The organism is Streptomyces sp. NPDC003027 (assembly GCF_053591435.1).
The window spans coordinates 37,437-62,860 of the sequence record NZ_JBSFTU010000010.1 but is presented as its reverse complement, the minus strand read 5'-3'; the positions used below and the strand labels follow the sequence as shown (position 1 = coordinate 62,860).

Sequence of the window (25,424 nt, the reverse complement as noted above, 5' to 3'; positions counted from 1 at the left end):
ATGAGTGGGCGAGGGGGGTTTGGTCGGAGAATTCTCGAGCGCCGGTGCCCGATTCGGAATGATCTCCTCCGTGATCCACAGAACTCCCGCACACCCTGTGGATAACTCGCCGGAGCCTCGCCCTCCTGTGGAGAAGTCACGTGATCGACTCGGCGGTTCGGTCGAGCCGCCCCGGGCGCTCCGCCCCTTTTCGGGGCTCGCCCCCTGTTTATTGACGAATAGGCAGAGCATTTCCCATTTGCGGCAATTAGGGCAAAGTGACACGCTCGGCTATATCGGGTGGGGGGCCGAGAGCCCGCACCGGTAGCCTGGTGGGGTGATTGACCTTCGCCTGCTCCGTGAGGACCCCGACCGTGTTCGCGCCTCCCAGCGCGCCCGTGGAGAGGACGTCGAGCTCGTCGACGCCCTGCTCTCCGCCGATGAGCGGCGCAGGTCGTCCGGCGTCCGCTTCGACGAGCTCCGTTCCGAGCAGAAGGCGCTCGGCAAGCTGATCCCCAAGGCCACCCCGGAGGAGCGCGCCGAGCTCCTGCGGAAGGCCGAGCAGCTGAAGGCCGACGTCAAGGCCGCCGAGGCCGAGCAGAACGAGGCCGACGAGACGGCGCGCGCCCTTCTCCTCCAGCTCGGCAACATCGTCCACGAGGACGTGCCGGTCGGCGGCGAGGAGGACTTCGTCGTCCTGGAGACGCACGGCACCATCCGCGACTTCGCGGCCGAGGGCTTCGAGCCCAAGGACCACCTGGAGCTGGGCGAGGCGCTGGGCGCCATCGACGTCGAGCGGGGCGCCAAGGTCTCCGGCTCGCGCTTCTACTACCTCACGGGCGTCGGCGCGCTCCTCGAGCTCGCGCTCGTCAACGCGGCGATCGCGCAGGCCACGGAGGCCGGGTTCATCCCGATGCTGACGCCGGCGCTGGTCCGTCCGCGCGCCATGGAGGGCACGGGCTTCCTCGGCCAGGCCGCCGAGAACGTGTACCACCTGGAGAAGGACGACTACTACCTCGTCGGTACGTCCGAGGTGCCGCTCGCCGCGTACCACATGGACGAAATCATCGACGCGGACAAGCTGCCGCTGCGCTACGCCGGATTCTCCCCGTGCTTCCGCCGCGAGGCCGGCACCTACGGCAAGGACACCCGGGGCATCTTCCGGGTCCACCAGTTCGACAAGGTCGAGATGTTCTCGTACGTCGCTCCGGAGGACGCCGAGAACGAGCACAAGCGTCTCCTGGAGTGGGAGAAGCAGTGGCTGACCAGCCTGGAGCTGCCGTTCCAGGTCATCGACGTGGCCACCGGCGACCTGGGCGCCTCCGCCTCGCGGAAGTTCGACTGCGAGGCGTGGATCCCGACGCAGGGGAAGTACCGCGAGCTGACCTCGGCGTCGAACTGCGACGGCTTCCAGGCGCGCCGGCTGTCCGTGCGGATGCGTGACGACCGCGACGGCAAGAAGGTCGTCCAGCCGCTGGCGACGCTGAACGGCACGCTGTGCGCCGTACCGCGCACGATCGTGGCGCTTCTGGAGAACCACCAGCTGGCCGACGGCTCGGTGCGGGTGCCCGAGGTCCTGCGGCCGTACCTCGGTGGCCGCGAGGTCCTGGAGCCGATCTCCAAGTGAGCTCCTTTCCCTACCGGCTCGTCGCGACGGACCTGGACGGCACGCTGCTGCGTGACGACGAGTCCGTCTCGGAGCGCACGCGTGACGCTCTCGCCGCCGTGGTGGCGGCGGGGGCGGCGCACATCGTCGTCACCGGCCGGTCCGTGCCGTGGACCCGGCACATCCTCGACGACCTCGGTTACGACGGGCTCGCGGTGTGCGGTCAGGGCGCGCAGGTGTACCACGCGGGCGAGCACCGCCTGCTGACCTCGCTCACGCTGGACCGGCAGCTCGCGGGACTGGCCCTGTCGAAGGTCGAGGCGGAGGTGGGCCCGCTGGCGCTGGCCGCGAGCCGCGACGGCCTGGACGGGGAAGTCCTGGTCGGCCCCGGCTACCGCGTCCTCGGAGGCCGGCTGCCGTCGGTCCCGTACGAGGACCCCTCGGAGCTGTGGTCGGCCCCGCTGAACAAGGTCTACATCCAGCACCCGACCCTGTCGGCCGACGAGCTGGCCCGGGTCACCCGCGCGACGGTCGGCAGTCTGGTGGACGTCGTCATGGCGGGGCAGGACATCGTGGAGATCCTCCCGCTCGGCCTGAGCAAGGCGACGGGCCTGTCGCTGGCCGCGCGCCGGCTCGGCGTGAAGGCGGCGGAGACGATCGCGTTCGGGGACATGCCGAACGACATCCCGATGTTCGCGTGGGCGGCGCGGGGCGTGGCGATGGCGAACGCGCACGACGAGCTGAAGGCCGTGGCGGACGAGGTGACGTCGTCGAACGAGGACGACGGCATCGCGGTCGTCCTGGAGCGCCTGCTGGGGCGCTAGCCCCGGAGCCTGTTGGGGCGCTAGCCCCGAGACGGCGGGAGGGCGGTCCGCGCGGTGGAACCGCGCGCTCGAAGCGACCGCCCCGGCGGCGCTCGGAAAGCGCCGCGCTACGAGAAGTCCGACGGACTCGAACTCCGGCTCGAACTGGCGTCGGTCATCGTCGTACTCCTCCCCGGTCCCAGGCGAGGAAGACGTCCCCCGCCGAACAAGTGTGCGGGAGGGGGCCCGTGGACGGCCACCGGTTTTCCGCGCGCCGGCGGCCGGCACGCCAGGCCGATCACCAGCGAGAGCGCGTGACCGACGTCGGTGTACGTGTGCCGGATGCACAGCGGTACGGCGAAGAACGCCACCGCCGCCGCCAGGTAGAGCCGACGCCACGGCCGGGGCAGCCGGTACGTCAGGACGCCCGCCGACGCCGCGAGGCCGTAGCTGACGCCGATGTCCACCACATGCGCCATGCTGCGTGGCACGTCGTGGTCCTGGATGGCCTCCAGGACCAGCTGTTGGCTGATGAGCGTCGCCGCGACATGGGCCGTGGCGACGGTGAGGAGCCACCTCGGCGTCCCGATCCACCGTTCGACGGGCGCGTGGAGGGCCTCGAAGAGCAACGCGTACAGCGGCAGGGCCGACGGGGTCTCGATCCAGAACGCGCTGCCGAGCAGCGCCTGGACGGGGTGGCGGGAGAGCTGGTGCAGATTGCTGCTGTTGCGGTGCAGCAGATAGTGCTCCAGGCCGTCGGAGGACAGCCCGATGACGAGGCCGGTGATCACGATGATCAGCAGCCAGAGATGCGTACCGGGTGACGAACGCACCCACGACCTGATCGGCCGGGACGGTTCGCCACCCGGGAGTGTTTCGCCCGTCACGCCACCGTGCCTACCACGGTGAGATGGGGGAATCCTGAGAAGCCTCAGAAATTGATCATGTGGCCGGCCAGGCCGTGGATCGCTTCCTTCACCGCTTCGCCCAGGGTCGGGTGGGCGTGCACGTTGCGCGCCACCTCGTGGACGGTCAGGTCCCACTGCTGGGCCAGGGTCAGCTCGGGCAGCAGTTCGGTGACGTCGGGGCCGATCAGGTGGGCGCCGATGATCTCGCCGTACTTCGCGTCGCTGATGATCTTCACGAAGCCGGTGTAGTCGCCGAGGCCGTGCGCCTTGCCGTTCGCCGTGAACGGGAACTTGGCGACCTTGACGTCGAAGCCCTTCTCCCGCGCCTGCGCCTCGGTCCAGCCGAAGCTGGCGATCTGCGGCTGGCAGTAGGTGGCGCGCGGGATCATCGGGTAGTCGAGCTCCATCGTCTCGGCGTCCGCGATGGTCTCGGAGGCGATGACGCCCATGGCCTCGGCGGTGTGCGCGAGCATCAGCTTGGCGGTGACGTCGCCGATCGCGTAGATGTGCGGCACGCTGGTGCGGCAGCGGCCGTCGACGTCGATCGCGCCCCGCTCGGTGAGGGCGACGCCGGTGTTCTCCAGGCCGTAGCCGCTGACGTTGGGAGCGAAGCCGATGGCCTGGAGGACCTTGTCGGCCTCCAGGACCTTCTGGGCGCCGTCCTTGCCGGTGACGGTGACACGGACCTGCGGGCCCGACTCGTCGATCGTCTCGACACGGGTGGAGGTCAGGACGTCGATGCCGAGCTTGCGGTACTGCTTGGCCAGCTCCTTGGAGACGTCCTCGTCCTCCAGCGGGGCGATCCGGTCGAGGAACTCGACGATGGTGACCTTCACGCCGTAGTTGTGCAGGACGTACGCGAACTCGATGCCGATGGCTCCCGCGCCCGCGATGACGATCGACTGCGGGACGTCCTCGGCGACGATCTGCTCCTCGTAGGTCACCACGCGCTCGCTGCGGGCGGTGCCGGGCAGCAGGCGGGGCGTGGCACCGGTGGCGATGATGCAGTTGTCGAAGGCGATCGTCTGCGTCGTGCCGTCGGACTTCGCCACCTGGAGCGTGTTCGCGTCGAGGAAGGTGCCCCGGCCGTCGAACTCGGTGATCCCGTTCTTCTTCATCAGGTAGTGGACGCCCTTGACCCGGCCGTCCGCGACCGTACGGCTGCGGCGGAACGCCTCGCCGTAGTCGAAGGAGAGCGTGCCGTCGACCTTGATGCCGAACGTCTTGGCGTCGTGGTTGAAGATGTGGGCGAGCTCGGCGTTGCGCAGCAGTGCCTTGGTGGGGATGCAGCCGACGTTCAGACAGACACCGCCCCAGTACTTCTCTTCGACGACCGCGACCCGCTTGCCCAGCTGAGCGGCGCGAATGGCGGCGACGTAGCCGCCGGGGCCAGCTCCGAGTACGACGACGTCGAAGCGGTCTGACATGGCTGACTCCCGAAGGTGGTGAGGATGTTCGTGTCCGCGTACGAGCCCACAGTAATCCCGGGGACCCGAGCGACCCACTTGTAGGATGACTGGGCAACCGGGCGAATAGGGAGTGGTGATGGCGCTCAAGGCGGCGGGTCGGACCTCGCTGGTGGACTCCGTGGTGGAGCAGCTGCGGGCCCAGCTCGCGGAGGGCGAGTGGGCGGTCGGCGACCGCATTCCGACCGAGCACGAGCTCGCCGAGCAGTTGCGCGTCGGGCGCAACACCGTCCGCGAGGCGGTACGGGTGCTGGTCCACGCGGGTCTGCTGGAGTCGCGCCAGGGCAACGGCACATTCGTCAGGTCGACGGCCGACCCGGCCGCCGTCCTGCGCGGCATGCGCCACGCGGGTGCGCGGGACGTCCTGGAGCTGCGGGTCGCCCTGGAGACCGAGGCCGCGCGGCTTGCGGCGGTACGGCGGGACACCCGCGACCTGCTGCGGTTGCGGGCGGCCCTGGCGACCCTGCGCGAGGAGGGCGACCGCGACGCGGACGCGGACATGGCCTTCCACCTCGCGGTCGTCGAGGCCACGCACAACGCCGCCTTCGTCGAGGTGTACCGCTTCTTCTCCGCCCAGGTGCACGAGGTGCTGGTGGAGGCGCTGGGCGACCGGGAGATGCCCCCGGTCGACATCGACGCGCACGAGGCGCTGGTCGGGGCGATCGAGGCGGGGGACGCGGCGGGCGCGGAGGCGGGTGCCCGGGAGCTGCTGCGCGTCCCGATGGACACGGTCGCCCTGCTCGCCGGCACCGCCGTGCCCCCGCCGCCCGGCCGCTGAATATCCCGTACGGAGAAGAAACCCGTACGCAGAACGAACCCGTACGCAGAAGAAAAAGGAACGGTCTCTTGTCCCGCCCCGTAACACCCCTGCTCGTCGACGCCGAGGCCGATGTCCGGCTCTCGCCACAAGGGGGCGGCGGGCGGCGGGCGTTGCTCACCCACCCCGCCCTGCTGATGGTCGGGATCGTCCTCGCCTCCCTCAACATGCGAGCCGCGCTGGCCAGTGTCTCGCCGCTGGTGAGCGAGATCTCGACGGCTTCGGGCTGTCGTCGACGGCGAGTTCGCTGGTGACATCGGTGCCGGTGCTCTTCCTCGGGGTCGGCGCGCTGGTGGCTCCGTGGCTCGGGCGGCGCTTCGGCGCCGAACCGGTGCTCCTCGCCGCTCTGGTACTGCTGGGGGCGGGCATCCTGGTGCGTGTCCTGCCGTCGGTGTACGCGCTGTACGGCGGCGGGGTGCTGGTCGGTACGGCGATCGCGCTGCTCAATGTGCTGATGCCGGGCCTGATCAAGCGGGACTTCCCGGACCGGGCGGCGTCCATGACCTCGCTCTACACGGGCGCGATGATCGCGGGTGCGACGGTGGTCGCGGCGGCCTCCGTTCCGCTGGAGCGGGCCTTCGGCGGGCGTTGGGAGGCCTCGCTCGCCTTCTGGTCGCTGCTCGCGGCGCTCGCGGCGGTGGCGTGGCTGCCGCAGGTGCTGATCGCGCGGGGCCGTACGGGCCACGCGGTGGGTGCGGGCGTACCCGCAGGCGGCCTGGGCGGTCCGGCGGCGCCCGCCCGGAGCGTCTGGCGCTCGGCGCTCGCGTGGCAGGTGACCCTCTTCATGGGGCTGCAGTCGCTGTGGTCGTACGTTCTGATCGCCTGGATGCCGACGATCTTCACGGACCACGGGATGAGCCGGGGGACGGCGGGCGTGGTCTTCGCCTTCAACAATCTGATCCAGGTGGCGGGCGCCTTCGCCGTCCCGCTCCTCGCGGGGCGGATGCGGAGCCAGCGTCCGCTGGTCGTGCTGGTCACGACGCTGGTCGCGGCGGGTTACGCGGGGCTGATGGTCGCCCCGGTCCAGGGGGCGTGGCTGTGGTCCGCCGTCCTCGGCGTCGGACAGGGCGGGGCGGTGGGCCTGGCCCTCACGCTGATCGTCCTGCGCTCCGGCGACGCGGTGACCGCCTCACGGCTCTCCGGGATGGCCCAGACCGTCGGCTATCTGCTCGCCGCGGCGGGCCCGCTGGCCGCCGGGGCGGTGCACCAGACGACCGGCTCCTGGACCGTGCCGATCGCGCTGGTGCTGTGCGTCTGTGCGGCGGCCCTGGGCGTGGGGCTGCTCGCGGCGAGGGACCGGAAGGTCTGAGACCACCGGTCCCCCGCGAGCCGCAGGGGGCTTTGCCACCGGGTGGCGGGCGCGAGGCTTTGGACGTTGGGGGCGCCCCGCGCGGCGGTCGGGCTACTCCTCGCCCGCCAGCTTCAGCGTCCGCAGCTTCTGGCCGGCGTACCAGGTCGCCAGGACCGTCACGCCGACCAGGAGTGCCACGGCGGCCGGAAGCCCCACGTCCGAGGTGACCAGGCCCTCGCCGCTGACCTTCTGGGCCACCGCCAGCGCCCACTGCTGGACGCTGAGGGTCTTCGCCCCCGAGATCAGGGAGCCGAAGAGTGCCTCCCAGACCAGGGCATAGACCAGTCCGATGACCACGGCGTGGCGGCTGACCGTGCCGAGCAGCAGGAAGAGGGCGCTGTACGCGATCGAGGCGACCAGGGCGGCGACGGTGTAAGCCACCGCGACCTGCTGCCCGTTCCCGTTGAGGATCATGCCCGCGATGAAGGTGGGGACGGCGGAGAAGACCATCGTGACGGCGATCGCCACGATCAGCTTGGTGAAGATGATCGTGGGCCGCTTCACCGGCTTGGAGAGCAGGTAGACGATCGAGCCGTCGTCGATCTCGGGTCCGATCGCGCCCGTTCCGGCGATGACGCCGATCAGCGGGACCATGGTGGCGAGGGCGAAGCCGCCCAGGACGTCGGCGGCGATCTGGTCGTCGGCGCCGTTGAAGACGCGTACCGCCGTGGCGATCACGATCAGGAGCGCGGGCAGCGCGAAGAGGATCAGCGCCCGCCGGCGGCCGAGCAGGGCCCGGTAGGTGAGCCGGGCGACTGTGGGGTTGTACATCGGTCAGGCTCCTTTCAGGCCGCTACGAGGTACGAGAAGACCGATTCGAGAGACTCGTCCGACGGCGACACCGTCAGGAGCCGGATCCCCTGGCTCCGGGCGACGCGGGGCAGCAGCTCCGTGAAGCGGCCGAAGTCCACCGCCTGGACGCGCAGGGCGCCCTCCGCCAGGTCGACCTCGATACCGGCCGTGGACGGGTCGGCGATCAGCGCTGCGGCGAGCGCCCGGTCGTCGCTGGACCGTACGAGATAGCGGTGCGGCCGGTCGGTCATGAGCCGGCGGATCTTGCGGAAGTCGCCGGAGGCGGCGTGCCGTCCGGCCACGATCACCTCGATGTGCGAGGCGAGCTGTTCGACCTCCTCCAGGATGTGGGAAGAGAACAGCACCGTGCGGCCCTGGGCGCCCATGCGCCGCAGCAGGTCCATCAACTGCATGCGCTGGCGCGGGTCCATGCCGTTGAACGGCTCGTCGAGCAGGAGCACCGCGGGATCGTGGACGAGGGCCGAGGCCATCTTCACGCGCTGCCGCATGCCCTTGCTGTACGTGGCGATCTTGCGGTCCTGCGCGTACTCCATCTCGACCGTGGCGAGCGCGCGCTGGGCGTCGTCGGCGCCCAGGCCGTGCAACTCGGCGTTGGCGACGACGAATTCGCGACCGGTGAGGAAGTCGTACATCGCCTCCCGCTCCGGCACGACGCCGATCTGCCGGTAGACGGACTCGTTGCGCCAGATCGGCTGTCCGTCGAGGGTGACGGTGCCGGTCGAGGGGGCGAGGAAGCCGCCCATCATGTTGATGAGGGTGGACTTCCCGGCGCCGTTGGGACCGAGGAGACCGGTGACGCCCGGGCCGATCGTCATGGTGACGTCGTTGACGGCCACGACGTTGCCGAACCACCGCGAGGCGTGGTCGATGTTGATCGTGGTCACAGCCCGACCTTTCGGTAGCGGCGCATCAGGACGGCGTACGAGCCGGCGATCAGCGCGAGGACGACGAGCAGATAGACCGCACCCGCTCCGGCACCCGGCCCTGCTCCTTCCCCTCCGGGGAAGGAGGTGGTGGCACCGAGGAAGGCGGTCTGCACTCCGTCGATCACGGTGATCGGGGAGAACAGGCCCATCCACTTGATGGCGTCGAGGTTGTCCGTGCCGTACGCGATGCCCTGCAGCGTGGAGACCGCGCCGTAGGAGATCACCAGGGTGGCGATGACGGCCGCCACTCCGAAGCCGCGGCGCGGCGTGAGCGCGGCCATGACCAGCCCGATGCCGCCGAACAGCAGCGACAGCAGTGTCACGGACACCAGGCCCTGGCCGAACCCCTTGGTCTGGTCGGCGAAGTCCATCTTGGCGAGCAGCGAGCCGATGTAGAGGATCGCCAGAGGGGAGGCGGTCAGGATGAAGAGCGCCGAGGCCATCGCCCCGTACTTGGCGAGGACGTAGTCGACGCGCTCGATGGGGCGCGAGAAGTACAGCGGAACGGTCCTGAACCGCAGGTCCCGGGAGACGGACTGGGGCGCCTGGGAGGCGAGGTACAGCCCGATGACGGCCTGGGTGAAGATCGCGTACCGCGTGTAGTCCAGCGGCAGGTCCTTCAGCTTGGTGGCGACGGCGACGGCCACGATGATCAGCGCGGGAACGCACATCACGGCGAAGAGGATCATCGGCAGCACCTTGGACTTGGCGCTGCGGCCGAGGCCGTACGCGCCGCGCAGCGACTGCGAGAACAGCGCCCGGCGCGCGTACGCCCGGCCGAGGCGCTCCCCGTCGTAGGTGCGGTAGCCGATGTTGTGGATCTGGGTGGTCTCGGGGGTCTGGGCCTGGGTGCTCATCGCGCCGGCACCTCCTGCTGCTGTTCCTGGGAGCCCTCGGGACGGAAGACCTCGGCGATGTGGTGCCGTCGCTGCTCCATACGGACGAGACCGAGGCCGAGGTCGGCGACGGTGTCACGGACCAGGTCGTACGTCTCCTCGCCCGCGGCCTCGACGAGGAGGATGTGGCCGGCGCCCGGGAGTCCGTCCTCCACCCCTTCGTGCAGGGTGACGCCCGCGCCGGCGAGCGCCGTGCGCAGGGCCGCCGTGCCGTCGGCGTGGGTGTCGGAGTCGGTGACCTCGACCGCGAGGGTCGTGGTGGTCTGGGTGAAGTCGCTGGTGGAGCTGGAACGCAGCAGTCGCCCGCCGTCGATGACGACGACGTGGTCGCAGGTGCGCTCCAGCTCTCCCAGGAGGTGGGAGGTGACGAGGACGGAGATGCCGAAGTCGGTCCAGACCCGTCGGATCAGGCCGAGCATCTCGTCGCGGCCGACGGGGTCGAGGCCGTTGGTCGGCTCGTCGAGCAGGACCAGCTGCGGGTCGTGGACCAGGGCCTGGGCCAGCTTCACCCGCTGCTTCATACCGGTCGAGTATCCGCCGATGGGGCGGTACCGCTCCTCGTACAGGCCGACGTGGCGCAGGGTGTCGGCCGTCCGCTCGCGGGCGGCGGTGGCGGGCAGGCCCGACATCCGCGCCATGTGGACGACGAACTCGGTGGCCGAGACGTCGGGGGGCAGGCAGTCGTGCTCCGGCATGTACCCCACACGCTCACGGATCTGGGCGCCGGAAGTGGCGACGTCCAGGCCGAGCACGGCGGCACGGCCCTCCGTGGCGGGGGACAGCCCGAGCAGAATCTTGATCATCGTGGACTTGCCGGCTCCGTTGGCACCCACCAGTCCGGTCACACCGGGCCCGATGTCCAGGGAGAGCCGGTCGAGAGCGGTCACCCGGGGGAACCGCTTGCTGAGGCTTTCGGTGGCGATCACAGTCACGCTTCGACGGTAGTGGCGCACACCACACCGGTCGTCAACCCAACGGCTCGATCTCTATCAGACTCCAGGTGTACGGACCCGTAGGGGAGTCGAGACCAAAGTCGTTCGTCGCGCCCTCGCCCGAGGTTTTCCACAGCCCTCGCGCAGGACCCTTGACGCAGCCGCCGGGCATTGTCACATTCATCAGTGTCAAGTTACGGCCGCGTAGCGCACGCATACGCTCACACGGGACGGGCGATCGGCATGACCTCAGCAGTGACAGGTGAACCGACCGCGGAGCTGCGGGGGTTCAGGGAGGTGCAACGCCTCGCGTACGCATGCGCGGAGGCCGTCGCGGCGCAGCTCAAGCCGGGGGTGAGTGAGCGCGAGGCCGCGAAGATGCAGCGGGACTGGCTGCACGAGCGGGGCGTACGCGACTGGTTCCACCGGCCCTTCGCCTGGTTCGGCGACCGGACCGCCTTCGTCGACTTCAAGATCCCCCTCCAGTTCTTCCCCACCGGCCGGCGCCTCGAAGCCGGCATGCCCTTCATCCTGGACATGGCCCCGGTGTACAAGGGCTACACCTCCGACATCGGCTATTCCGGCTGTCTGGGGCTCAACCCCGTGCACGACAAGCTGCTCGCCGATCTGCGGGCCCACCGGGAGCTAATCCTGACCGAGGTGCGCGAGCGGCGCTCGCTGCGGGAGATCTATGAGGACGTGGACCGGCTCATGGTCCGCCAGGGCTACGCCAACCGCCACCGCGCGTACCCCTTCGGCGTCATCGCCCACAAGATCGACCGGGTGAGGGAGCGCCGCTGGTCGCCCACGCTCTTCGGCTTCGGCACCCAGGCGCTCAAGGGCCTCGCGAGCGACGCGATCCACGGCCACCGGGACGGCTGGTCGCCGCTCTGGTCGCCCTACAGGTTCTCCGACCACCCGCCCCGTCCTGGGCTGTGGGCGGTCGAGCCGCACCTCGGATTCCGGGGGACCGGCGCGAAGTTCGAGGAGATCCTCGTCGTCACCGACTCGAAGGATCCCGAGCAGAGCGCGTTCTGGCTGGACGACGACCTGCCGCATGTGCGGCGCTGGAACGAGAACGAGAGGGCGGCGGCGTGAACGTGGGTCTCGAGGGGGCGCGTGAGCGCTGGATCCGTACGGGCGGGATCGAGCTGTGCGTCGCCGAGCTGGGCGACGAGCGCCGGCCGACCGTCCTGTTGGTGCACGGCTACCCGGATTCCAAGGAGGTCTGGTCGGAGGTCGCGCACCGGCTCGCCGAGCGCTTCCACGTGGTGCTGTACGACGTCCGTGGACACGGCCGGTCCACGGCGCCGGCCCCGCTGCGCGGCGGGTTCACGCTGGAGAAGCTGACGGACGACTTCCTGGCCGTGGCCGACGCGGTCAGCCCGGACCGGCCCGTCCACCTGGTCGGGCACGACTGGGGGTCGGTGCAGTCCTGGGAGTTCGTGACCGTGGCACGCACCGAGGGACGGATCGCCTCCTTCACCTCGATGTCCGGCCCGTCCCTGGACCACTTCGGCCACTGGATCAAACAGCGGATCGCCCGGCCCACCCCACGCAGGGTCGGCCAGCTCCTCGGCCAGGGCGCCAAATCCTGGTACGTGTACCTTCTGCACACGCCCGTGCTGCCGGAGCTGGCCTGGCGGGGGCCGCTCGGCAAGCAGTGGCCCAAGATCCTCCAGCGGATCGAGAAGGTACCGGCCGGGGACTATCCGACGCCCTCCCTGCCCTCCGACGCGGCGCACGGCGCCTGGCTGTACCGCGACAACGTCCGCGCACGGCTGCGCCGGCCGCGCGCCGACGCGTACGCCCACGCGCCCGTGCAGCTGATCACCCCGACCGGTGACGTGTTCCTCTCCGAGCGGCTCTACGACGAACTGGGCTCCTGGGTGCCGGACCTGACCCGGCGCTCCCTGCCCGCCAAGCACTGGGTCCCCCGTACCCGGCCCGACCAGTTGGCCGCCTGGATCACCGAGTTCGTCGAGAGCAACGAGGAACCGGCCACCAAGGCGCCGAGGACGGCGACGAGGAGCGCGGTGAGGCCCGAGTACGCCGAGCGTTTCGGCGGGCAACTGGTCCTGGTGACCGGCGCCGCCAGTGGCATCGGGCGGGCCACCGCCTTCGCGTTCGCCGAGGCCGGTGCCCGCGTCGTCGCCGTCGACCTGGACGGCGAGGGCGCGGCCCGGACGGCGGAGATGTCCCGGCTGATCGGCGCCCCCGAGGCGTGGGCGGAGACCGTCGACGTGAGCGACGAGCTGGCCATGGAGAAGCTGGCCGCGAAGGTGGCGAGCGACCACGGCGTCGTCGATGTCCTGTTCAACAACGCCGGCATCGGACTGACCGGTTCGTTCTTCGACACGACCAGCGAGGAGTGGAAGAAGGTCCTCGACGTCAATCTGTGGGGCGTGATCCACGGCTGCCGGATCTTCGGCGGGCAGATGGCCGAGCGCGGCCAGGGCGGCCACATCGTCAACACCGCCTCCGCCGCCGCCTTCCAGCCGTCCCGCGCCCTGCCCGCGTACAGCACCTCCAAGGCGGCCGTGCTGATGCTGAGCGAGTGCCTGCGGGCCGAGCTGGCGGGGCAGGGCATCGGCGTCACGGCGATATGCCCCGGCATCGTGAACACCAGCATCACCGCGACGGCCCGGTTCGCCGGCGCCGGCGACGAGGAGCAGAAGCGCCGGCAGAAGCAGGTCTCCCGCCTGTACGGGATGCGCAACTATCCGCCGGAGAAGGTCGCGGACGCGATCCTGCGCGCGGTCCTGCGCAACGAAGCCGTCGTACCGGTCACCCCGGAGGCGCGCGGAGCCCGCTTCCTGTCCCGGTTCGCCCCCAGGGCGCTGCGGGCGATAGCCCGGCTGGAACCACCGGCATGAGTGTTAGCGGGGGCGGGGCACCGGGCCGCCGTCCGCGGCAGGTGCCGGTGGCGCGCGGCGGGGGAGCGGCGCGCCGCTTCCCCCGGCGGTCGTACCATCCCTCACAGAAGGGGTCCCCGCGCAAGGCCGCGGAGTGCCTCGCGGCCTCCCCGGTGGCGAGGGCCGCGGCCGGTGCGGCGGGCCGCGCCGTGCCGGTGTAGGCGGGCGGAGCAAGCGGTGGGAGCGGGTGTGTCGGAGCAGTCAGCACGGGCGGCCGGCGGCGGGCAGCCGTCCCCGCCCGAGTACCGGATCGAGGATCTGGCCCACCACAGCGGCGCCACGGTCCGGACGATACGCGCCTACCAGGACCGTGGCCTGCTGCCCCGTCCCGAGCGTCGGGGCCGGTCCAACGTGTACGGGGACACGCATCTGGCCCGGCTGCGGCAGATCGCGGATCTGCTGGACCGGGGTTACACCCTGGCCTCCATCAAGGAGCTCCTGGAGGCCTGGGACGCGGGGCGGGGGCTCGGCGGGGTGCTGGGTCTCGTCGCGGAGGTCGACGGCCCCTGGACGGACGAGGAGGCCGACCGGATCTCCCGCGAGGAGCTGGACGCCACGTTCGGCGGTAAGCCCGACGAGGAGGCGGTCCGCGAGGCGATCGAGCTGGGTGTCCTGGAGCGGATTCCGGACCGCGAGGACGAATTCCTGGTGCCCAGCCCCCAAGAGCTCGCTGTCGCAGCCGAGTTGTACGCGGCGGGTGTTCCGCTCTCGGCAATCGCGGGACATCTGAGGGAGCTTCGGGTGCAGGTTGAGCACATAGCGTCCCGTTTCCTGGAGTTCACGACCGAGCATGTCTTCGCACGCTATCTGGAACACCGGCCGCCCACCGACGCGGACGCCGCCGAGGCGGCGACGCTGGTGCGGAAATTGCGGCCGCTCGCCCAGCAGACGGTGGACGCCGAACTCGCCCGGGCGATGCGGTTGTTCGCCACCCGCCACCTTCAGCACCACCTTTCGGCCGACCCCGTCCCGCTGCGGGACGACGAGCCCCGGCCGGTGGCACTTCCCTCGGGAACGATTCGGGCCGTACAGAGGCTTGTTGGACCGGAACACGTCACCGCCTTCATCGCCGCGGCAGCGGAACGCGAGGTGCAGACAAGGACATTGGACGCCCTTGCCTCAAACCCCCGCGAAAGTAGCTGAATAGACCAATCCGCTTCAATTCCCCGATCGTTGTCCACAGAATCGCCAATTCACCTGTGGATAAGTCGAGTTGCTTGTGGACCAAACATCCGCTCTCCCGAAATCGAATGGTGGCCTGAAACGCTCTTCGGCATCCTGGCGCCATGGACGGACCCATGGACGAGAGACGCACCGTGAAGGTGTCGAAGTACCTCAGCAAGCACCTGCGTCACCAGCCGGAACGGATCGGACTGGTCCTCGACGCGAACGGCTGGACCGAGATCGACGCCCTGCTGCGGGCGGCGGCGGCCCATGGCTTCCCGATCACCCGTGACGAACTGGACCACGTCGTCGCGAGCAACGACAAGAAGCGCTTCGCGATCGAAGGAACCCGGATCCGCGCCAGCCAGGGCCATACGGTCGAGGTGGACCTCGACCTTCCGGCCGCCGAACCGCCCGCCTACCTCTACCACGGCACGGTCGCCGCCCGCCTGGACGCGATCCGCGTGGAGGGTCTGCGCCCCATGGCCCGCCACCATGTCCACCTCTCCCCCGACCGAGAAACCGCGGCCCGCGTCGGCGCACGACGGGGCCGCCCGGTGGTCCTGAGCGTGGACGCCGGCGCGATGCACCGGGCCGGCCATGTCTTCCACGTCAGCGCCAACGGCGTCTGGCTGACCGACGCGGTCCCTCCGGAGTTCCTCCGCTTCCCTGGCTGAGGTGCGCTGAGAGTTCCCGGTCTGAGGTGCGCTGAGAGCCGCACCTGTTCCGCGCTGGAGCCGACCGGGACAGCGGGGAGCGGGAGTCGCCCCGGCCACGGGTGAATCGTGACGGTCGTAGGCTCGTGGGCATGACCTTGCGCCTGAGCACCGTGATCCTGCCCGTCCACCGCTGGCACGAGGGCGGCCGCGACCGCTGGGTGCGCGCCGAGGAGCTGGGCTTCCACGCCGCGTACACCTACGACCACCTGTCCTGGCGGACCTTCCGCGACGGCCCGTGGTTCGGCGCCCTGCCGACGCTGACAGCCGCCGCGACCGCCACGGAACGCCTGCGCCTGGGGACGTTGGTCACGTCACCGAACTTCCGTCATCCCGTGCCGCTCGCCAAGGAGCTCATCTCCCTCGACGACATCTCGGGCGGCCGCGTCACCCTCGGCATCGGGGCCGGCAGCAACGGCTTCGACGCCACCACCCTCGGCCAGGAGGCATGGAGCCCGCGCGAGCGGGCGGATCGGTTCGGGGAGTTCCTGCCCCTCCTCGACCGTCTGCTCACCGAGGACGCGGTCACCCAGCACGGCACCCACTACTCCGCCGTGGAGGCCCGCAACATCCCCGGCTGTCGCCAGCGCCCCCGGCTGCCCTTGGCGGTCGCCGCGACCGGGCCTCGCGGGCTGAAGCTCGCCGCGCGGTACGGGCAGGCGTGGGTGACGACCGGCGACCCGAAGCTCTTCGAGGACGGGACACCGCAGCAGTCGGTGGAAGCCCTGCGCGGCCAGATGGAGAAGCTCGGCAAGGCCTGCGCCGAGACCGGCCGGGACGTGGCCCAGCTCGACAAGATCATGCTCACCGGTTTCACCCCGGACCGCGGGCGCCCCCTGGAGTCGCTGGAGGCCTTCGTCGACTTCGCCGGCCGCCACCGGGAGCTGGGCTTCACCGAGATCGTGATCCACTGGCCGATCCCGGACTCCGACTTCACCGCCGACCAGGCGGTCTTCGAGCGGATCGCGACGGAGGCCGTGGCCCGGCTCGGCTGACCACACGCACGGGAGGTCACCGTTCCGCACTCAGATGTGCGCCCTCTCGCACGACCGTGCATCTTGTACGGAAGAATGGATCGGTGACCTCACCTCACCTCGCGCGCCCCGCCGCCCCAGCCCCCCGGCTGATCGCCACCGACCTCGACGGCACCCTGCTGCGCGACGACAAATCCGTCTCGGAGCGTACGGTCGCCGCGCTCGCCGCCGCGGAGCGGGCGGGTGTCGAGGTCTTCTTCGTCACCGGCCGCCCGGCCCGCTGGATGGACGTGGTCAGCGACCACGTCCACGGCCACGGCCTGGCGATCTGCGCCAACGGCGCGGCGGTCGTCGATCTGCACGCCGGTGGCACGTTCCTCGAGGTGCGGCCGCTGGACCGGTCGGTCGCCCTGGAGGTGGTACGGACCCTGCGCGACGCGGCCCCCGGCGCCTCCTTCGCGGTGGAGCTCACCACCGGCATCCACTACGAGCCGGAGTACCCGCCCTTCTTCCTCGACCCGGGCGCGACCGTGGCGACCGCGGAGAAGTTGCTGTTCGAGGAGGAGCCGGGCGCGGCCGCCCCTGTACTGAAGCTGCTCGCGCAGCACTCGGAGCTCGATCCGGACGGCTTCCTGACCGTGGCCCGGGCGGCCGCCGGCGACCTGGCCTCGTTCACCCGGTCCAGCCCGACCGCCCTGCTGGAGATCAGCGGGCTCGGCGTCTCCAAGGCCTCCACCCTGGCCCTGTGCTGCGCCGAGCGGGGCATCTCGGCGGACGAGGTCGTCGCCTTCGGCGACATGCCCAACGACATCGAGATGCTCAGCTGGGCGGGCCGCTCGTACGCGATGGGCAACGCCCACCCGGACGTGATCGCCGCCGCCTCCGGCCGTACCGTCGCCAACAACGACGACGGAGTGGCCGTGATCATCGAACGCATCCTCGCGGGCACCCTCGACGACTGACACGTCCGCGCCGGTCACGGACGCCGGCAGGCGGGGCCCGCCTCGGCCGCGGGGCGGTGAGGAGACCCGGGAAGGTGGGGTCCGCCTCGGCCGCGGGCCCGCTACAACGGGGCCTCCCACACCACCGTCGTACCGCCGCCGTTCTCGCCGAGGCCCGGTCCGCTCCAGCTCGATCCGCCCAGCGATTCGGCGCGCCGCGCCAGGTTGCGCAGACCGCTGCGCCGCCCGCCCTCGGGGATGCCGACGCCGTCGTCGGCGACCGAGAGCCGCACCCCGGCGCTGCCGTCGGGCAGCTCGGCGTCCGCGTCGACGACGACCTCGATGCGGGTTGCCTCCGCGTGCCGGAAGGCGTTGGAAAGCGCCTCTCGGAGGGCGGCGATGAGGTTCTTGCCGGTGGGGTCGCCGACGGCGGAGTCGACCGGGCCGAGAAAGCGGTGCGCGGGCTTGAAGCCGAGCGGCACGGCGGCCATGTTGATCTCCCTCAGTACACGGGTCCGCAGACTCGAAGGAGCCTCGGCCGGGCCCTGCTGGAGCGCGAAGATGGCCGTACGGATCTCCTGGATCGTCACATCCAGTTCGTCCACGGCCTTGCCGACACCCTCCCGCACGGCGGGCACGACCGACCTGCGCTGCGCGCTCTCCAGCATCATCCCGGTGGCGAACAGCCGCTGGATGACGAGGTCGTGCAGATCACGGGCGATCCGGTCACGGTCCTCGTACACGGCGAGCCGCTCCCGGTCGCGCTGCGCGTCGGCCATCATCAGGGCCAGCGCCGCCTGGGAGGCGAACTGCGTGGCCAGCGTCCGCTCGGCCTCGGTGAAGGGCAGGGCGCCCCGCGCGCGGGGGGTCGCGAGAGCGCCGAGCACCCTGCCTCCGCTGTGCAGCGGCAGCAGCATGCCGGGTCCGTACTCGGCCGCCACCCGGCTGAGCATGCGGGGATCGGTCGAGACGTCGTCCACGAACACCGCCTCGCCGTCGAGAAGACGCTCCACCACCGCGCTCTCCGGCGGGATCACCACGCCCAGGGACTCGCTGGGCGTGGCGGAGGACACGGCGACGATCTCCAGGCCGCCCTCCTCGGCGGGCAGCAGCACGATCCCGGCCGCGGCGCCGGCGAGCCGGCGGGCCTGTTCGGCCACGACCGTCAGTGCGTCGTCGGCGTCGCCGCCGGAGAGCAGGGCGGTGGTGACGGCGACCGAGCCGTCGATCCAGCGCTCCCGCTGCCGGGCGGCCTCGTACAGGCGGGCGTTGCCGATCGCGATCCCGGCCTCGGTGGCGAGGACCCGGACCATGTGGACGTCGTGGTCGTCGAACTCGCCCCCGCCGTTCTTCTCGGCGAGATAGAGGTTGCCGAAGTTCTCGCCCTGGACGCGGAGGGGAACCCCGAGGAAGCTCCTCATCGGCGGGTGGCCCGGTGGGAAGCCGGCCGAGCGGGCGTCGGAGGACAGATCGGTGAGCCGGATGGTCCCGGAGCTCCGGATCAGCGCCCCGAGGAGCCCGGTCCGGCCGTCGGGGAGCCGCCCGATCCGGCGGGCCACGTCCTCGCCGACGCCGTGGGTGAGGAAGTCGGAGAGGCCCTCTCCCTCCTCGTCGACGACCCCGATGGCCGCGTAGCGCGCGTCGGCGAGTTCGGCGGCGGTCTGGCAGATGCGGTCGAGGGTCGAGTGCAGTTCGAGGCCCGTGCCGACCGAGCGCATGGCCTCCAGGAGCTGCGGCACCCGGGCGGTGAGCTCCGTGGACAGGCCCTGCAGGCCGCGGGTGGCCCGGGTCGCGGCTTCGAGGGGGCCGGCTTCCTGTGGCTCCGGGCCATCGGGCACGGCGGCGGTCATGACCTTGAGCCTAGTAAGTCCTCATTGGCGAGGAAAGTCGGCTGCTCGGACGTAACGGTCGCCGGTCTGTCGCTCGGACGTGCGCTCTCCGGCGGCGAGCGACAGGTCGCTCGCCCGTTCCCGCTCCAGCATCCGGCGCAGAGGACCGTCGATCCCGGTCAGCTCCGCGTACGGACCGCGCTGCACGGTCCGGCCCTCGTCCAGGACCACCACCTCGTCCACGGCGTCCAGACCGCGCAGCCGGTGGGTGATCAGAACGGTGGTACGGCCCTCGGTGGCCCGCAGCAGATCGTCGGTGAGCGCGTCCGCCGTGGCGAGGTCGAGGTGCTCGGCCGGCTCGTCGAGGACGAGGACGGGGAAGTCGGCGAGGAGTGCCCGGGCCAGCGCGAGGCGCTGCCGCTGACCGCCGGAGAGCTTCGATCCGTGTTCGCCCACCATGGTGTCGAGGCCGTCGGGCAGCCCGCTCACCCAGTCGAGGAGCCGGGCCCGGCCGAGAGCGGCGCGCAGGTCGTCGTCGCTCGCGTCGGTACGGGCCAGGCGCAGGTTCTCGCGCAGGGAGCTGTCGAAGGTGTGCGCGTCCTGGGCGCAGAGCCCGACGAAGCGGCGGACGTCGTCGCCGTCGAGCGCCGCCGCGTCCACCCCGCCGAGGCGGTAGGTTCCCGCGCCGGCGTCGAGGAAGCGCAGCAGCACCTGGGCGAGAGTGGTCTTCCCCGACCCGGAGGTGCCGACGACGGCGACCCGCCTGCCGGCCTCCAGGGTGAGCGCGAAACCGGAGAGCGCGTCCCGCTCCTGCCCGGCGTGCCGGGCGGAGAGACCGGCGACCTCCAGCGGGAAGGGGCTCCGCGGCGGCGCGGCGGGGTGCTCCGGCTCGTGTACGGGGAGGGGCGCGTCGAGCACCTCGTACACCCGCTCGGCGCTCCGCTTGACGCGCTGGCGGTACTGGACGGCCAGCGGGAGGCCGATGACGGCTTCGAACGCGGCGAGCGGGGTGAGGACGACGACCGCGAGGTTCACGCCGTCCAGGCGACCGTCGCGAACGGCCTGGACACCGACGAGCGCGGCGGCGGCGACCGTCAGACCGCAGGCGAGCGCGGACAGACCGGCGCCGAGCGCCGTCGCGGCTGCCTGCCGGGAAGCGATGGCGGTGAGGGTGCGGTCGGCGGCCCTGGCCTTGTCGAGGCGGTGGCGCAGCGCACCGGCGACCGTCAGTTCCGCGCAGCCCCGCAGGAGGTCGACGACCGTGGTGGCCAGGGCTCCGCGTGCGGGGGCGAGCTGCCGCTCGGCCCGGCGGGCGAGGACACCGCTCAGCGCGGGGACCGCAACGCCCGCGGCCAGCAGGCCGGCGGCAAGGACCGCCCCGGCCTCCGGCAGGAGCCAGGTGGTGAACCCGACGGAACCGGCGCCCACGATGAGCGCGGCGCCGACGGGGAGCAGCCAGCGCAGCCAGTAGTCCTGAAGGGTGTCGACGTCCTGGACGAGCCGGGAGAGGAGGTCGCCGCGCCGGGTGCGGCGCAGTCCGGCGGGGGCGATGCGCTCCAGGCGCCGGTAGACGGAGACCCGCAGTTCCGCGAGCATCCGCAGCACGGCGTCGTGGGAGACGATGCGCTCGGCGTAACGGAAGACGGCTCGACCGATGCCGAACGCGCGGGTGGCGGTGACGGCCATCATCAGATAGAGCACCGGCGGCTGTTCGGAGGCGCGGGAGATGAGCCATCCGGACACCGCCATCAGGCCGACGGCCGATCCGAGCGCCAGGCTCCCGAGAAGCAGGGCGAGCCCCATCCGTCCCTTGAGCTCCCCGGCCATGGCACGCACGCGCCCGAAGAGACCGCGACCCTTCTGACCGGCGGGGCCGGTGCCGCCACCGCGCCCATCCTGACCGGCGGAACCGCCGCGACCTTCGCGGCCGACCGCCTCGACGCCCTCGGCGATCGCGCCGCCGTCGGCGGACCGGCCGGCCGCCCCCCACACCTCCCCAGCGAGATCGGCACCGTCGACGCGAGCCGGCCCCGCGGCTGTCGCCATCTGCGGGGTCAGCTCCACCACACGGTCGGCGACCGCGAGCAGCGCCGGACGGTGGACGACCAGGAGCACCGTGCGGCCCACCGCGAGGCGGTGCACCGCGTCGACGACGGCCGCTTCCGTCTCACCGTCGAGCGCGGCCGTCGGCTCGTCCAGGAGCAGCACGGGCCGGTCGGCCAGAAACGCCCGGGCGAGGGCGAGGCGTTGACGCTGCCCCGCCGAGAGCCCCGCTCCGTCCTCGCCCAGGACCGTCTCCACGCCGTCCGGGAGTCCGTCGACGAAACCGTCCGCACCGGCGTCCCGCAGGGCCTGTCGAACCGCCGCGTCGGAGGCGTCCGGCCGGGCCAGGCGGACGTTCTCCGCGATCGTGCCCGCGAAGAGATACGGCCGCTGCGGCACCCAGGCGATCCGAGACCGCCACTCCGCCAGGTCCAGCGATCCGAGCTCACGGCCACCGACCCGTACCGTGCCGCCTTGCTCGGGCACGGCGAACCCCAGCACCACATCGAGCAGTGTCGACTTGCCGACGCCGCTCGGGCCCACCAGCGCCACCGTCTCGCCGGGCTCCACCACCAGCGAGGCCGCGTCGAGCGACGGCTCGGTACGCCCCGCATGACGGACGGTCACCTTCTCCAGCACAAGGCGCGGGGACGACGGGGGCACCGACGCGGCGCCGCCCTGCCGCACCGGCGTCTCCAGTACGTCGAAGATCTCCTCCGCGGCGGCGAGCCCCTCCGCCGCCGCGTGGTACTGCGCCCCGACCTGCCGGATCGGCAGATACGCCTCGGGCGCCAGGATGAGGATGACCAGACCCGTGTAGAGGTCCAGATCGCCGTGGACCAGCCGCATGCCGATACCGACCGCGACCAGCGCCACCGAGAGGGTCGACAGCAGTTCCAGGGCGAAGGACGACAGAAACGCGATCCGCAGGGTCTTCATCGTGGCCCGCCGGTACTCGGACGTGATGGCGCGGATCGATTCGGCCTGGACCTTCGCCCGCCCGAAGACCTTGAGCGTCGGGAGCCCGGCCACCACATCGAGGAAGTGCCCCGAGAGCCGTGACAGCAGCTTCCACTGCCGGTCCATCCGGGCCTGGGTGTACCAGCCGATGAGGATCATGAAGAGGGGGATGAGGGGCAGGGTGACGACGATGACCGCCGCCGAGACCCAGTCCTCGGTGACGATTCTCGCCAGGACCGCCACCGGGACCACGACCGCGAGCCCCAGCTGCGGCAGGTACCGCGAGAAGTAGTCGTCGAGCGCGTCCACTCCCCGGGTCGCCAGCGCGACCAGCGAGCCGGCCTTCTGGCCGCTGAGCCACCCCGGTCCCAGCACTGCCGCCTGCTGGAGCAGCCGCCCGCGCAGCTCCGACTTGACCGCCGCCCCGGCCCGATGGGCGGCCAGCTCGGTCAGCCAGGAGACCAGCGCCCGTCCGCCCGCGACCCCGGCGAGGAGCAGCAGCGGGGTGCTCAGCGCGGTGCCCGACAGCCCCTTCTGGAAGGCTCCCACCACCACCTCGGCGATGAGCATCGCCTGGGCGACGACCAGCGCCGCCCCGGCCAGGCCGAGAACCACCACCGCCGCGAGGAAGAGACGGGTGGCTTGGGCGTACCGGAGCAGACGCGGATCGATCGGTTTCACGTGAAACATCCCCTACTCATGCACTGCACTCCTGTACGGCGGCGCTCATGGACGGTTCGATGGGCGGTTCTAGTGGGCGGCGTCGGCGATGTGCTGCGTGCCGATCCGCTTGCGGAACACCCAGTAGGTCCAGCCCTGGTACAGCAGCACCAGCGGGGTCGCGATCGCCGCACACCAGGTCATGATCTTGAGCGTGTACGGGCTCGACGACGCGTTCGTGACGGTGAGGCTCCACGCCGGGTCGAGCGAAGAAGGCATGACGTTCGGGAAGAGCGTCAGGAACAGCATCGCGAACGTCGCCGCGATGGTGACGCCCGACAGCGCGAACGACCAGCCCTCACGCCCCGCCTTGATGGCGCCGATCGCACCGACCAGCGCCGCCACGGTCACGGCCATGGCGACCAGGCTCCCGGTGTCGCCCCGGTCGGCCTGCGTCCAGAGCAGGAATCCGAGCGAGAGTACGGCGGTGGCGAGCCCCAGCTTCAAGGCGAGCGCCCGCGCCCGTACCCGGATGTCCCCGACCGTCTTGAGCGCGGCGAAGACCGCCCCGTGGAAGGTGAAGAGGCCGAGCGTGACCAGGCCGCCGAGGATGGCGTACGGGTTGAGCAGATCGAACAGGGTGCCGACGTACTCCTTGTGCTCGTCGATCTTCACTCCGCGCACGATGTTGCCGAAGGCGACGCCCCACAGCACGGCGGGGATCAGGGAGGTCCAGAAGATGGCCTGTTCCCAGTTGCGCTGCCAGTTCTCCTCGGGCCGCTTCGCCCGGTACTCGAAGGCGACACCGCGCACGATCAGGCAGACCAGGATGATCAGCAGCGGCAGGTAGAAGCCGGAGAAGAGCGTGGCGTACCACTCGGGGAAGGCCGCGAAGGTGGCGCCGGCGGCGGTGAGCAGCCATACCTCGTTGCCGTCCCAGACAGGACCGATCGTGTTGATCAGCACCCGCTTCTCGGAGCGGTCGCGGGCGAGCAGCTTGGTCAGGACTCCGATGCCGAAGTCGAAGCCTTCGAGGAAGAAGTAGCCGATCCAGAGGACGGCGATGAGTACGAACCAGACGTTGTGAAGTTCCATGCCTCGGTCTCCTGAGCCTCAGTACGAGAAGGCCATGGGCCGGTCGGGGTCGCGGTCGTCCCCGCCGATCTTGGTGGGCGGGTTGAGGTCGGCCTCCGTGAGCTCGGGCGGTCCGGCCTTGACGTACTTCACCAGCAGCCTGACCTCGATCACGGCGAGCACGGCGTAGAGGAGGGTGAAGACGACCATCGACGTGAGCACCTCGCCCTGCGAGACGCCGGGGGAGACGGCGTCCCTGGTGCGCAGGACGCCGTACACCACCCAGGGCTGCCGGCCCATCTCGGTGAAGATCCAGCCCCAGGAGTTGGCGATCAGAGGGAAGGCCATGGTCCACAGGGCGACGATCCAGTACCAGTTGGTCAGGCGCGGGCCGAGCGCCTTCCCCTTGAACAGGACGAGGTTCGGCACCTCGTCCTCACCGGTCCGCATGCCCGGCGAGAGCATGAACTTCTTACGGGTCAGCCAGAGACCGATCATGCCGATGGTCAGCGAGGCCATGCCGAAGCCGATCATCCAACGGAAGCCCCAGTAGGTGACCGGAATGTTCGGCCGGTAGTCACCGGGGCCGTACTTCTCCTGCTCGGCCTTGTTGACATCGTTGATGCCGGGGACATGCGAGGTCATGTCGCCGTTGGCGAGGAAGGACAGCAGACCCGGGACCTCGATGGCGACCTTGTTGTGGCCCTTCTCGACATCGCCGTAGGCGAAGATCGAGAAGGGTGCGGGTGCCTCGCCGTCCCAGAGCGCCTCGGCGGCGGCCATCTTCATGGGCTGCTGCTTGAACATGACCTTGGCGAGCAGATCACCGCTGACGGCCGTGCCGAGTCCGGCGATGATCAGCGTGATCAGACCGAGCCGGAGCGAGGTCCGCATCACCGGAACGTGCTTCCTGCGCGCCAGGTGGAAGGCGGCGATACCGACCATGAACCCGCCGCCGACCAGGAAGGCGGCCGTCATGGTGTGGAAGAACTGGGTGAGGGCGGTGTTCTGGGTGAGCACGAGCCAGAAGTCCGTGAGCTCGGCCCGGCCGCGCTCCTCGTTGATGCGGTAGCCGACCGGGTGCTGCATCCAGGAGTTGGCCGCCAGGATGAAGTACGCGGAGAGGATGGTGCCGATCGACACCATCCATATGCAGCCGAGGTGGATCTTCTTGGGCAGCTTGTCCCAGCCGAAGATCCACAGGCCGATGAAGGTCGACTCGAAGAAGAAGGCGATCAGCGCCTCGAAGGCGAGGGGCGCGCCGAAGACGTCACCGACGAAGCGCGAGTAGTCGGACCAGTTCATGCCGAACTGGAACTCCTGGACGATGCCGGTGACCACACCCATGGCGATGTTGATCAGAAACAGCTTGCCCCAGAACTTCGTCGCCCTGAGGTACTTCTCCTTCTCCGTCCGTACCCAGGCGGTCTGGAGACCGGCGGTGAGCGCGGCGAGGGAGATCGTCAGAGGGACGAAGAGAAAGTGGTAGACGGTGGTGATGCCGAACTGCCATCGCGCCAGAGTCTCTGGCGCCAGAGCGAGGTCCACGTCGTCTTCTCCTTACATCGCCGTGGTCACAGGGAGCGGGCGCTCCTCAATCCCACCCATCCCGGGATGAACCCTCACGCTTGTGAAAGCGTTCACATTCACA

General features: G+C 70.7%; 21 protein-coding genes. 11 read left to right on the top strand and 10 right to left on the bottom strand.

The window, feature by feature from the left end; genetic code table 11:
• The first annotated feature begins 316 nt into the window (after window positions 1–316).
• Window positions 317–1,606: a serine--tRNA ligase gene (gene serS, locus ACWDX6_RS10385; protein WP_451484526.1), complete on the top strand. Its 1,290-nt coding sequence runs from the start codon at window positions 317–319 to the stop codon at window positions 1,604–1,606.
• Window positions 1,603–2,409: an HAD family hydrolase gene (locus ACWDX6_RS10380; RefSeq protein ID WP_451484525.1), complete on the top strand. Its 807-nt coding sequence runs from the start codon at window positions 1,603–1,605 to the stop codon at window positions 2,407–2,409. Before serS ends, ACWDX6_RS10380 begins: the two co-directional genes overlap by 4 nt.
• A 107-nt stretch (window positions 2,410–2,516) precedes the next feature.
• Here the strand turns inward: ACWDX6_RS10380 and ACWDX6_RS10375 are convergent, their stop codons facing one another.
• Window positions 2,517–3,275, bottom strand: a complete 759-nt coding sequence (locus ACWDX6_RS10375; RefSeq protein WP_451484524.1) for a rhomboid-like protein — start codon at window positions 3,273–3,275, stop codon at window positions 2,517–2,519.
• A 44-nt stretch (window positions 3,276–3,319) separates the two neighbouring features.
• A complete protein-coding gene (gene lpdA / locus ACWDX6_RS10370; RefSeq protein WP_451484523.1) occupies window positions 3,320–4,723 on the bottom strand; it encodes a dihydrolipoyl dehydrogenase in 1,404 nt (467 codons plus the stop codon).
• A gap of 118 nt (window positions 4,724–4,841) precedes the next feature.
• On the opposite strand from lpdA, the gene ACWDX6_RS10365 reads away from it, so the two are divergent.
• The 3 genes from ACWDX6_RS10365 (at window position 4,842) to ACWDX6_RS10355 (ending at window position 6,888) form a co-directional block, all read left to right on the top strand.
• Window positions 4,842–5,540, top strand: coding sequence for a FadR/GntR family transcriptional regulator (locus ACWDX6_RS10365; protein ID WP_451484522.1), 699 nt, complete (start codon window positions 4,842–4,844; stop codon window positions 5,538–5,540).
• 68 nt (window positions 5,541–5,608) lie between these two features.
• A complete protein-coding gene (locus ACWDX6_RS10360; protein ID WP_451484521.1) occupies window positions 5,609–5,833 on the top strand; it encodes a hypothetical protein in 225 nt (74 codons plus the stop codon).
• A complete protein-coding gene (locus tag ACWDX6_RS10355; protein ID WP_451484520.1) occupies window positions 5,830–6,888 on the top strand; it encodes an MFS transporter in 1,059 nt (352 codons plus the stop codon). Before ACWDX6_RS10360 ends, ACWDX6_RS10355 begins: the two co-directional genes overlap by 4 nt.
• Before the next feature lie 93 nt (window positions 6,889–6,981).
• On the opposite strand, the gene ACWDX6_RS10350 is transcribed toward ACWDX6_RS10355, so the two are convergent.
• Genes ACWDX6_RS10350 through ACWDX6_RS10335 form a run of 4 tightly spaced genes read right to left on the bottom strand, consistent with a single transcriptional unit; the run spans window position 6,982 to window position 10,491 of the window.
• Entirely contained in the window at window positions 6,982–7,701 is a 720-nt protein-coding gene (locus tag ACWDX6_RS10350; RefSeq protein ID WP_451484519.1) for an ABC transporter permease, read from the bottom strand.
• Between the two features lie 14 nt (window positions 7,702–7,715).
• On the bottom strand, window positions 7,716–8,627 hold the full coding sequence (locus ACWDX6_RS10345; RefSeq protein ID WP_451484518.1) for an ABC transporter ATP-binding protein: 912 nt from the start codon (window positions 8,625–8,627) through the stop codon (window positions 7,716–7,718).
• Complete coding sequence (locus tag ACWDX6_RS10340; protein WP_451484517.1) at window positions 8,624–9,526, bottom strand: ABC transporter permease; 903 nt, start codon at window positions 9,524–9,526, stop codon at window positions 8,624–8,626. The genes ACWDX6_RS10345 and ACWDX6_RS10340 overlap by 4 nt, the downstream gene beginning before the upstream one ends.
• Window positions 9,523–10,491: an ABC transporter ATP-binding protein gene (locus ACWDX6_RS10335; protein WP_451484602.1), complete on the bottom strand. Its 969-nt coding sequence runs from the start codon at window positions 10,489–10,491 to the stop codon at window positions 9,523–9,525. The genes ACWDX6_RS10340 and ACWDX6_RS10335 overlap by 4 nt, the downstream gene beginning before the upstream one ends.
• Before the next feature lie 249 nt (window positions 10,492–10,740).
• On the opposite strand from ACWDX6_RS10335, the gene ACWDX6_RS10330 reads away from it, so the two are divergent.
• The 6 genes from ACWDX6_RS10330 (at window position 10,741) to ACWDX6_RS10305 (ending at window position 17,228) form a co-directional block, all read left to right on the top strand.
• A complete protein-coding gene (locus ACWDX6_RS10330; protein WP_451484516.1) occupies window positions 10,741–11,595 on the top strand; it encodes a M24 family metallopeptidase in 855 nt (284 codons plus the stop codon).
• Between the two features lie 2 nt (window positions 11,596–11,597).
• Window positions 11,598–13,373 (top strand): SDR family oxidoreductase, encoded by a 1,776-nt coding sequence (locus ACWDX6_RS10325; protein ID WP_451484601.1) that lies wholly within the window; start codon window positions 11,598–11,600, stop codon window positions 13,371–13,373.
• A 228-nt stretch (window positions 13,374–13,601) separates the two neighbouring features.
• Complete coding sequence (locus ACWDX6_RS10320) at window positions 13,602–14,555, top strand: MerR family transcriptional regulator (RefSeq protein ID WP_451484515.1); 954 nt, start codon at window positions 13,602–13,604, stop codon at window positions 14,553–14,555.
• A gap of 155 nt (window positions 14,556–14,710) precedes the next feature.
• Window positions 14,711–15,253, top strand: coding sequence for an RNA 2'-phosphotransferase (locus tag ACWDX6_RS10315; protein WP_451484514.1), 543 nt, complete (start codon window positions 14,711–14,713; stop codon window positions 15,251–15,253).
• A 131-nt stretch (window positions 15,254–15,384) separates the two neighbouring features.
• Window positions 15,385–16,287 carry an LLM class flavin-dependent oxidoreductase gene (locus ACWDX6_RS10310; protein ID WP_451484513.1) on the top strand — a complete coding sequence of 301 codons (903 nt, stop codon included), beginning with the start codon at window positions 15,385–15,387 and terminating at the stop codon, window positions 16,285–16,287.
• Between the two features lie 83 nt (window positions 16,288–16,370).
• Entirely contained in the window at window positions 16,371–17,228 is an 858-nt protein-coding gene (locus tag ACWDX6_RS10305) for a Cof-type HAD-IIB family hydrolase (protein WP_451484512.1), read from the top strand.
• 101 nt (window positions 17,229–17,329) lie between these two features.
• Here the strand turns inward: ACWDX6_RS10305 and ACWDX6_RS10300 are convergent, their stop codons facing one another.
• The 4 genes from ACWDX6_RS10300 to ACWDX6_RS10285 all read right to left on the bottom strand — a co-directional run bounded on the left by ACWDX6_RS10300 (window position 17,330) and on the right by ACWDX6_RS10285 (window position 25,321).
• On the bottom strand, window positions 17,330–19,057 hold the full coding sequence (locus tag ACWDX6_RS10300; protein WP_451484511.1) for a sensor histidine kinase: 1,728 nt from the start codon (window positions 19,055–19,057) through the stop codon (window positions 17,330–17,332).
• A 21-nt stretch (window positions 19,058–19,078) separates the two neighbouring features.
• On the bottom strand, window positions 19,079–22,720 hold the full coding sequence (gene cydD / locus ACWDX6_RS10295; RefSeq protein WP_451484510.1) for a thiol reductant ABC exporter subunit CydD: 3,642 nt from the start codon (window positions 22,718–22,720) through the stop codon (window positions 19,079–19,081).
• 69 nt (window positions 22,721–22,789) lie between these two features.
• On the bottom strand, window positions 22,790–23,794 hold the full coding sequence (gene cydB / locus ACWDX6_RS10290) for a cytochrome d ubiquinol oxidase subunit II (protein WP_451484509.1): 1,005 nt from the start codon (window positions 23,792–23,794) through the stop codon (window positions 22,790–22,792).
• Between the two features lie 18 nt (window positions 23,795–23,812).
• Window positions 23,813–25,321 (bottom strand): cytochrome ubiquinol oxidase subunit I, encoded by a 1,509-nt coding sequence (locus ACWDX6_RS10285; protein WP_451484508.1) that lies wholly within the window; start codon window positions 25,319–25,321, stop codon window positions 23,813–23,815.
• Window positions 25,322–25,424 lie beyond the last annotated feature (103 nt).

Excerpts from the sequence above, each read along its gene's own strand:
- lpdA (WP_451484523.1), bottom strand. The coding sequence starts at position 4,723 with ATGTCAGACCGCTTCGACGTCGTCGTACTCGGAGCTGGCCCCGGCGGC.
- ACWDX6_RS10365 (WP_451484522.1), top strand. The coding sequence starts at position 4,842 with ATGGCGCTCAAGGCGGCGGGTCGGACCTCGCTGGTGGACTCCGTGGTG.
- ACWDX6_RS10350 (WP_451484519.1), bottom strand. The coding sequence starts at position 7,701 with ATGTACAACCCCACAGTCGCCCGGCTCACCTACCGGGCCCTGCTCGGC.
- ACWDX6_RS10340 (WP_451484517.1), bottom strand. The coding sequence starts at position 9,526 with ATGAGCACCCAGGCCCAGACCCCCGAGACCACCCAGATCCACAACATC.
- ACWDX6_RS10330 (WP_451484516.1), top strand. The coding sequence starts at position 10,741 with ATGACCTCAGCAGTGACAGGTGAACCGACCGCGGAGCTGCGGGGGTTC.
- ACWDX6_RS10315 (WP_451484514.1), top strand. The coding sequence starts at position 14,711 with ATGGACGAGAGACGCACCGTGAAGGTGTCGAAGTACCTCAGCAAGCAC.
- ACWDX6_RS10310 (WP_451484513.1), top strand. The coding sequence starts at position 15,385 with ATGACCTTGCGCCTGAGCACCGTGATCCTGCCCGTCCACCGCTGGCAC.
- ACWDX6_RS10300 (WP_451484511.1), bottom strand. The coding sequence starts at position 19,057 with ATGACCGCCGCCGTGCCCGATGGCCCGGAGCCACAGGAAGCCGGCCCC.
- cydB (WP_451484509.1), bottom strand. The coding sequence starts at position 23,794 with ATGGAACTTCACAACGTCTGGTTCGTACTCATCGCCGTCCTCTGGATC.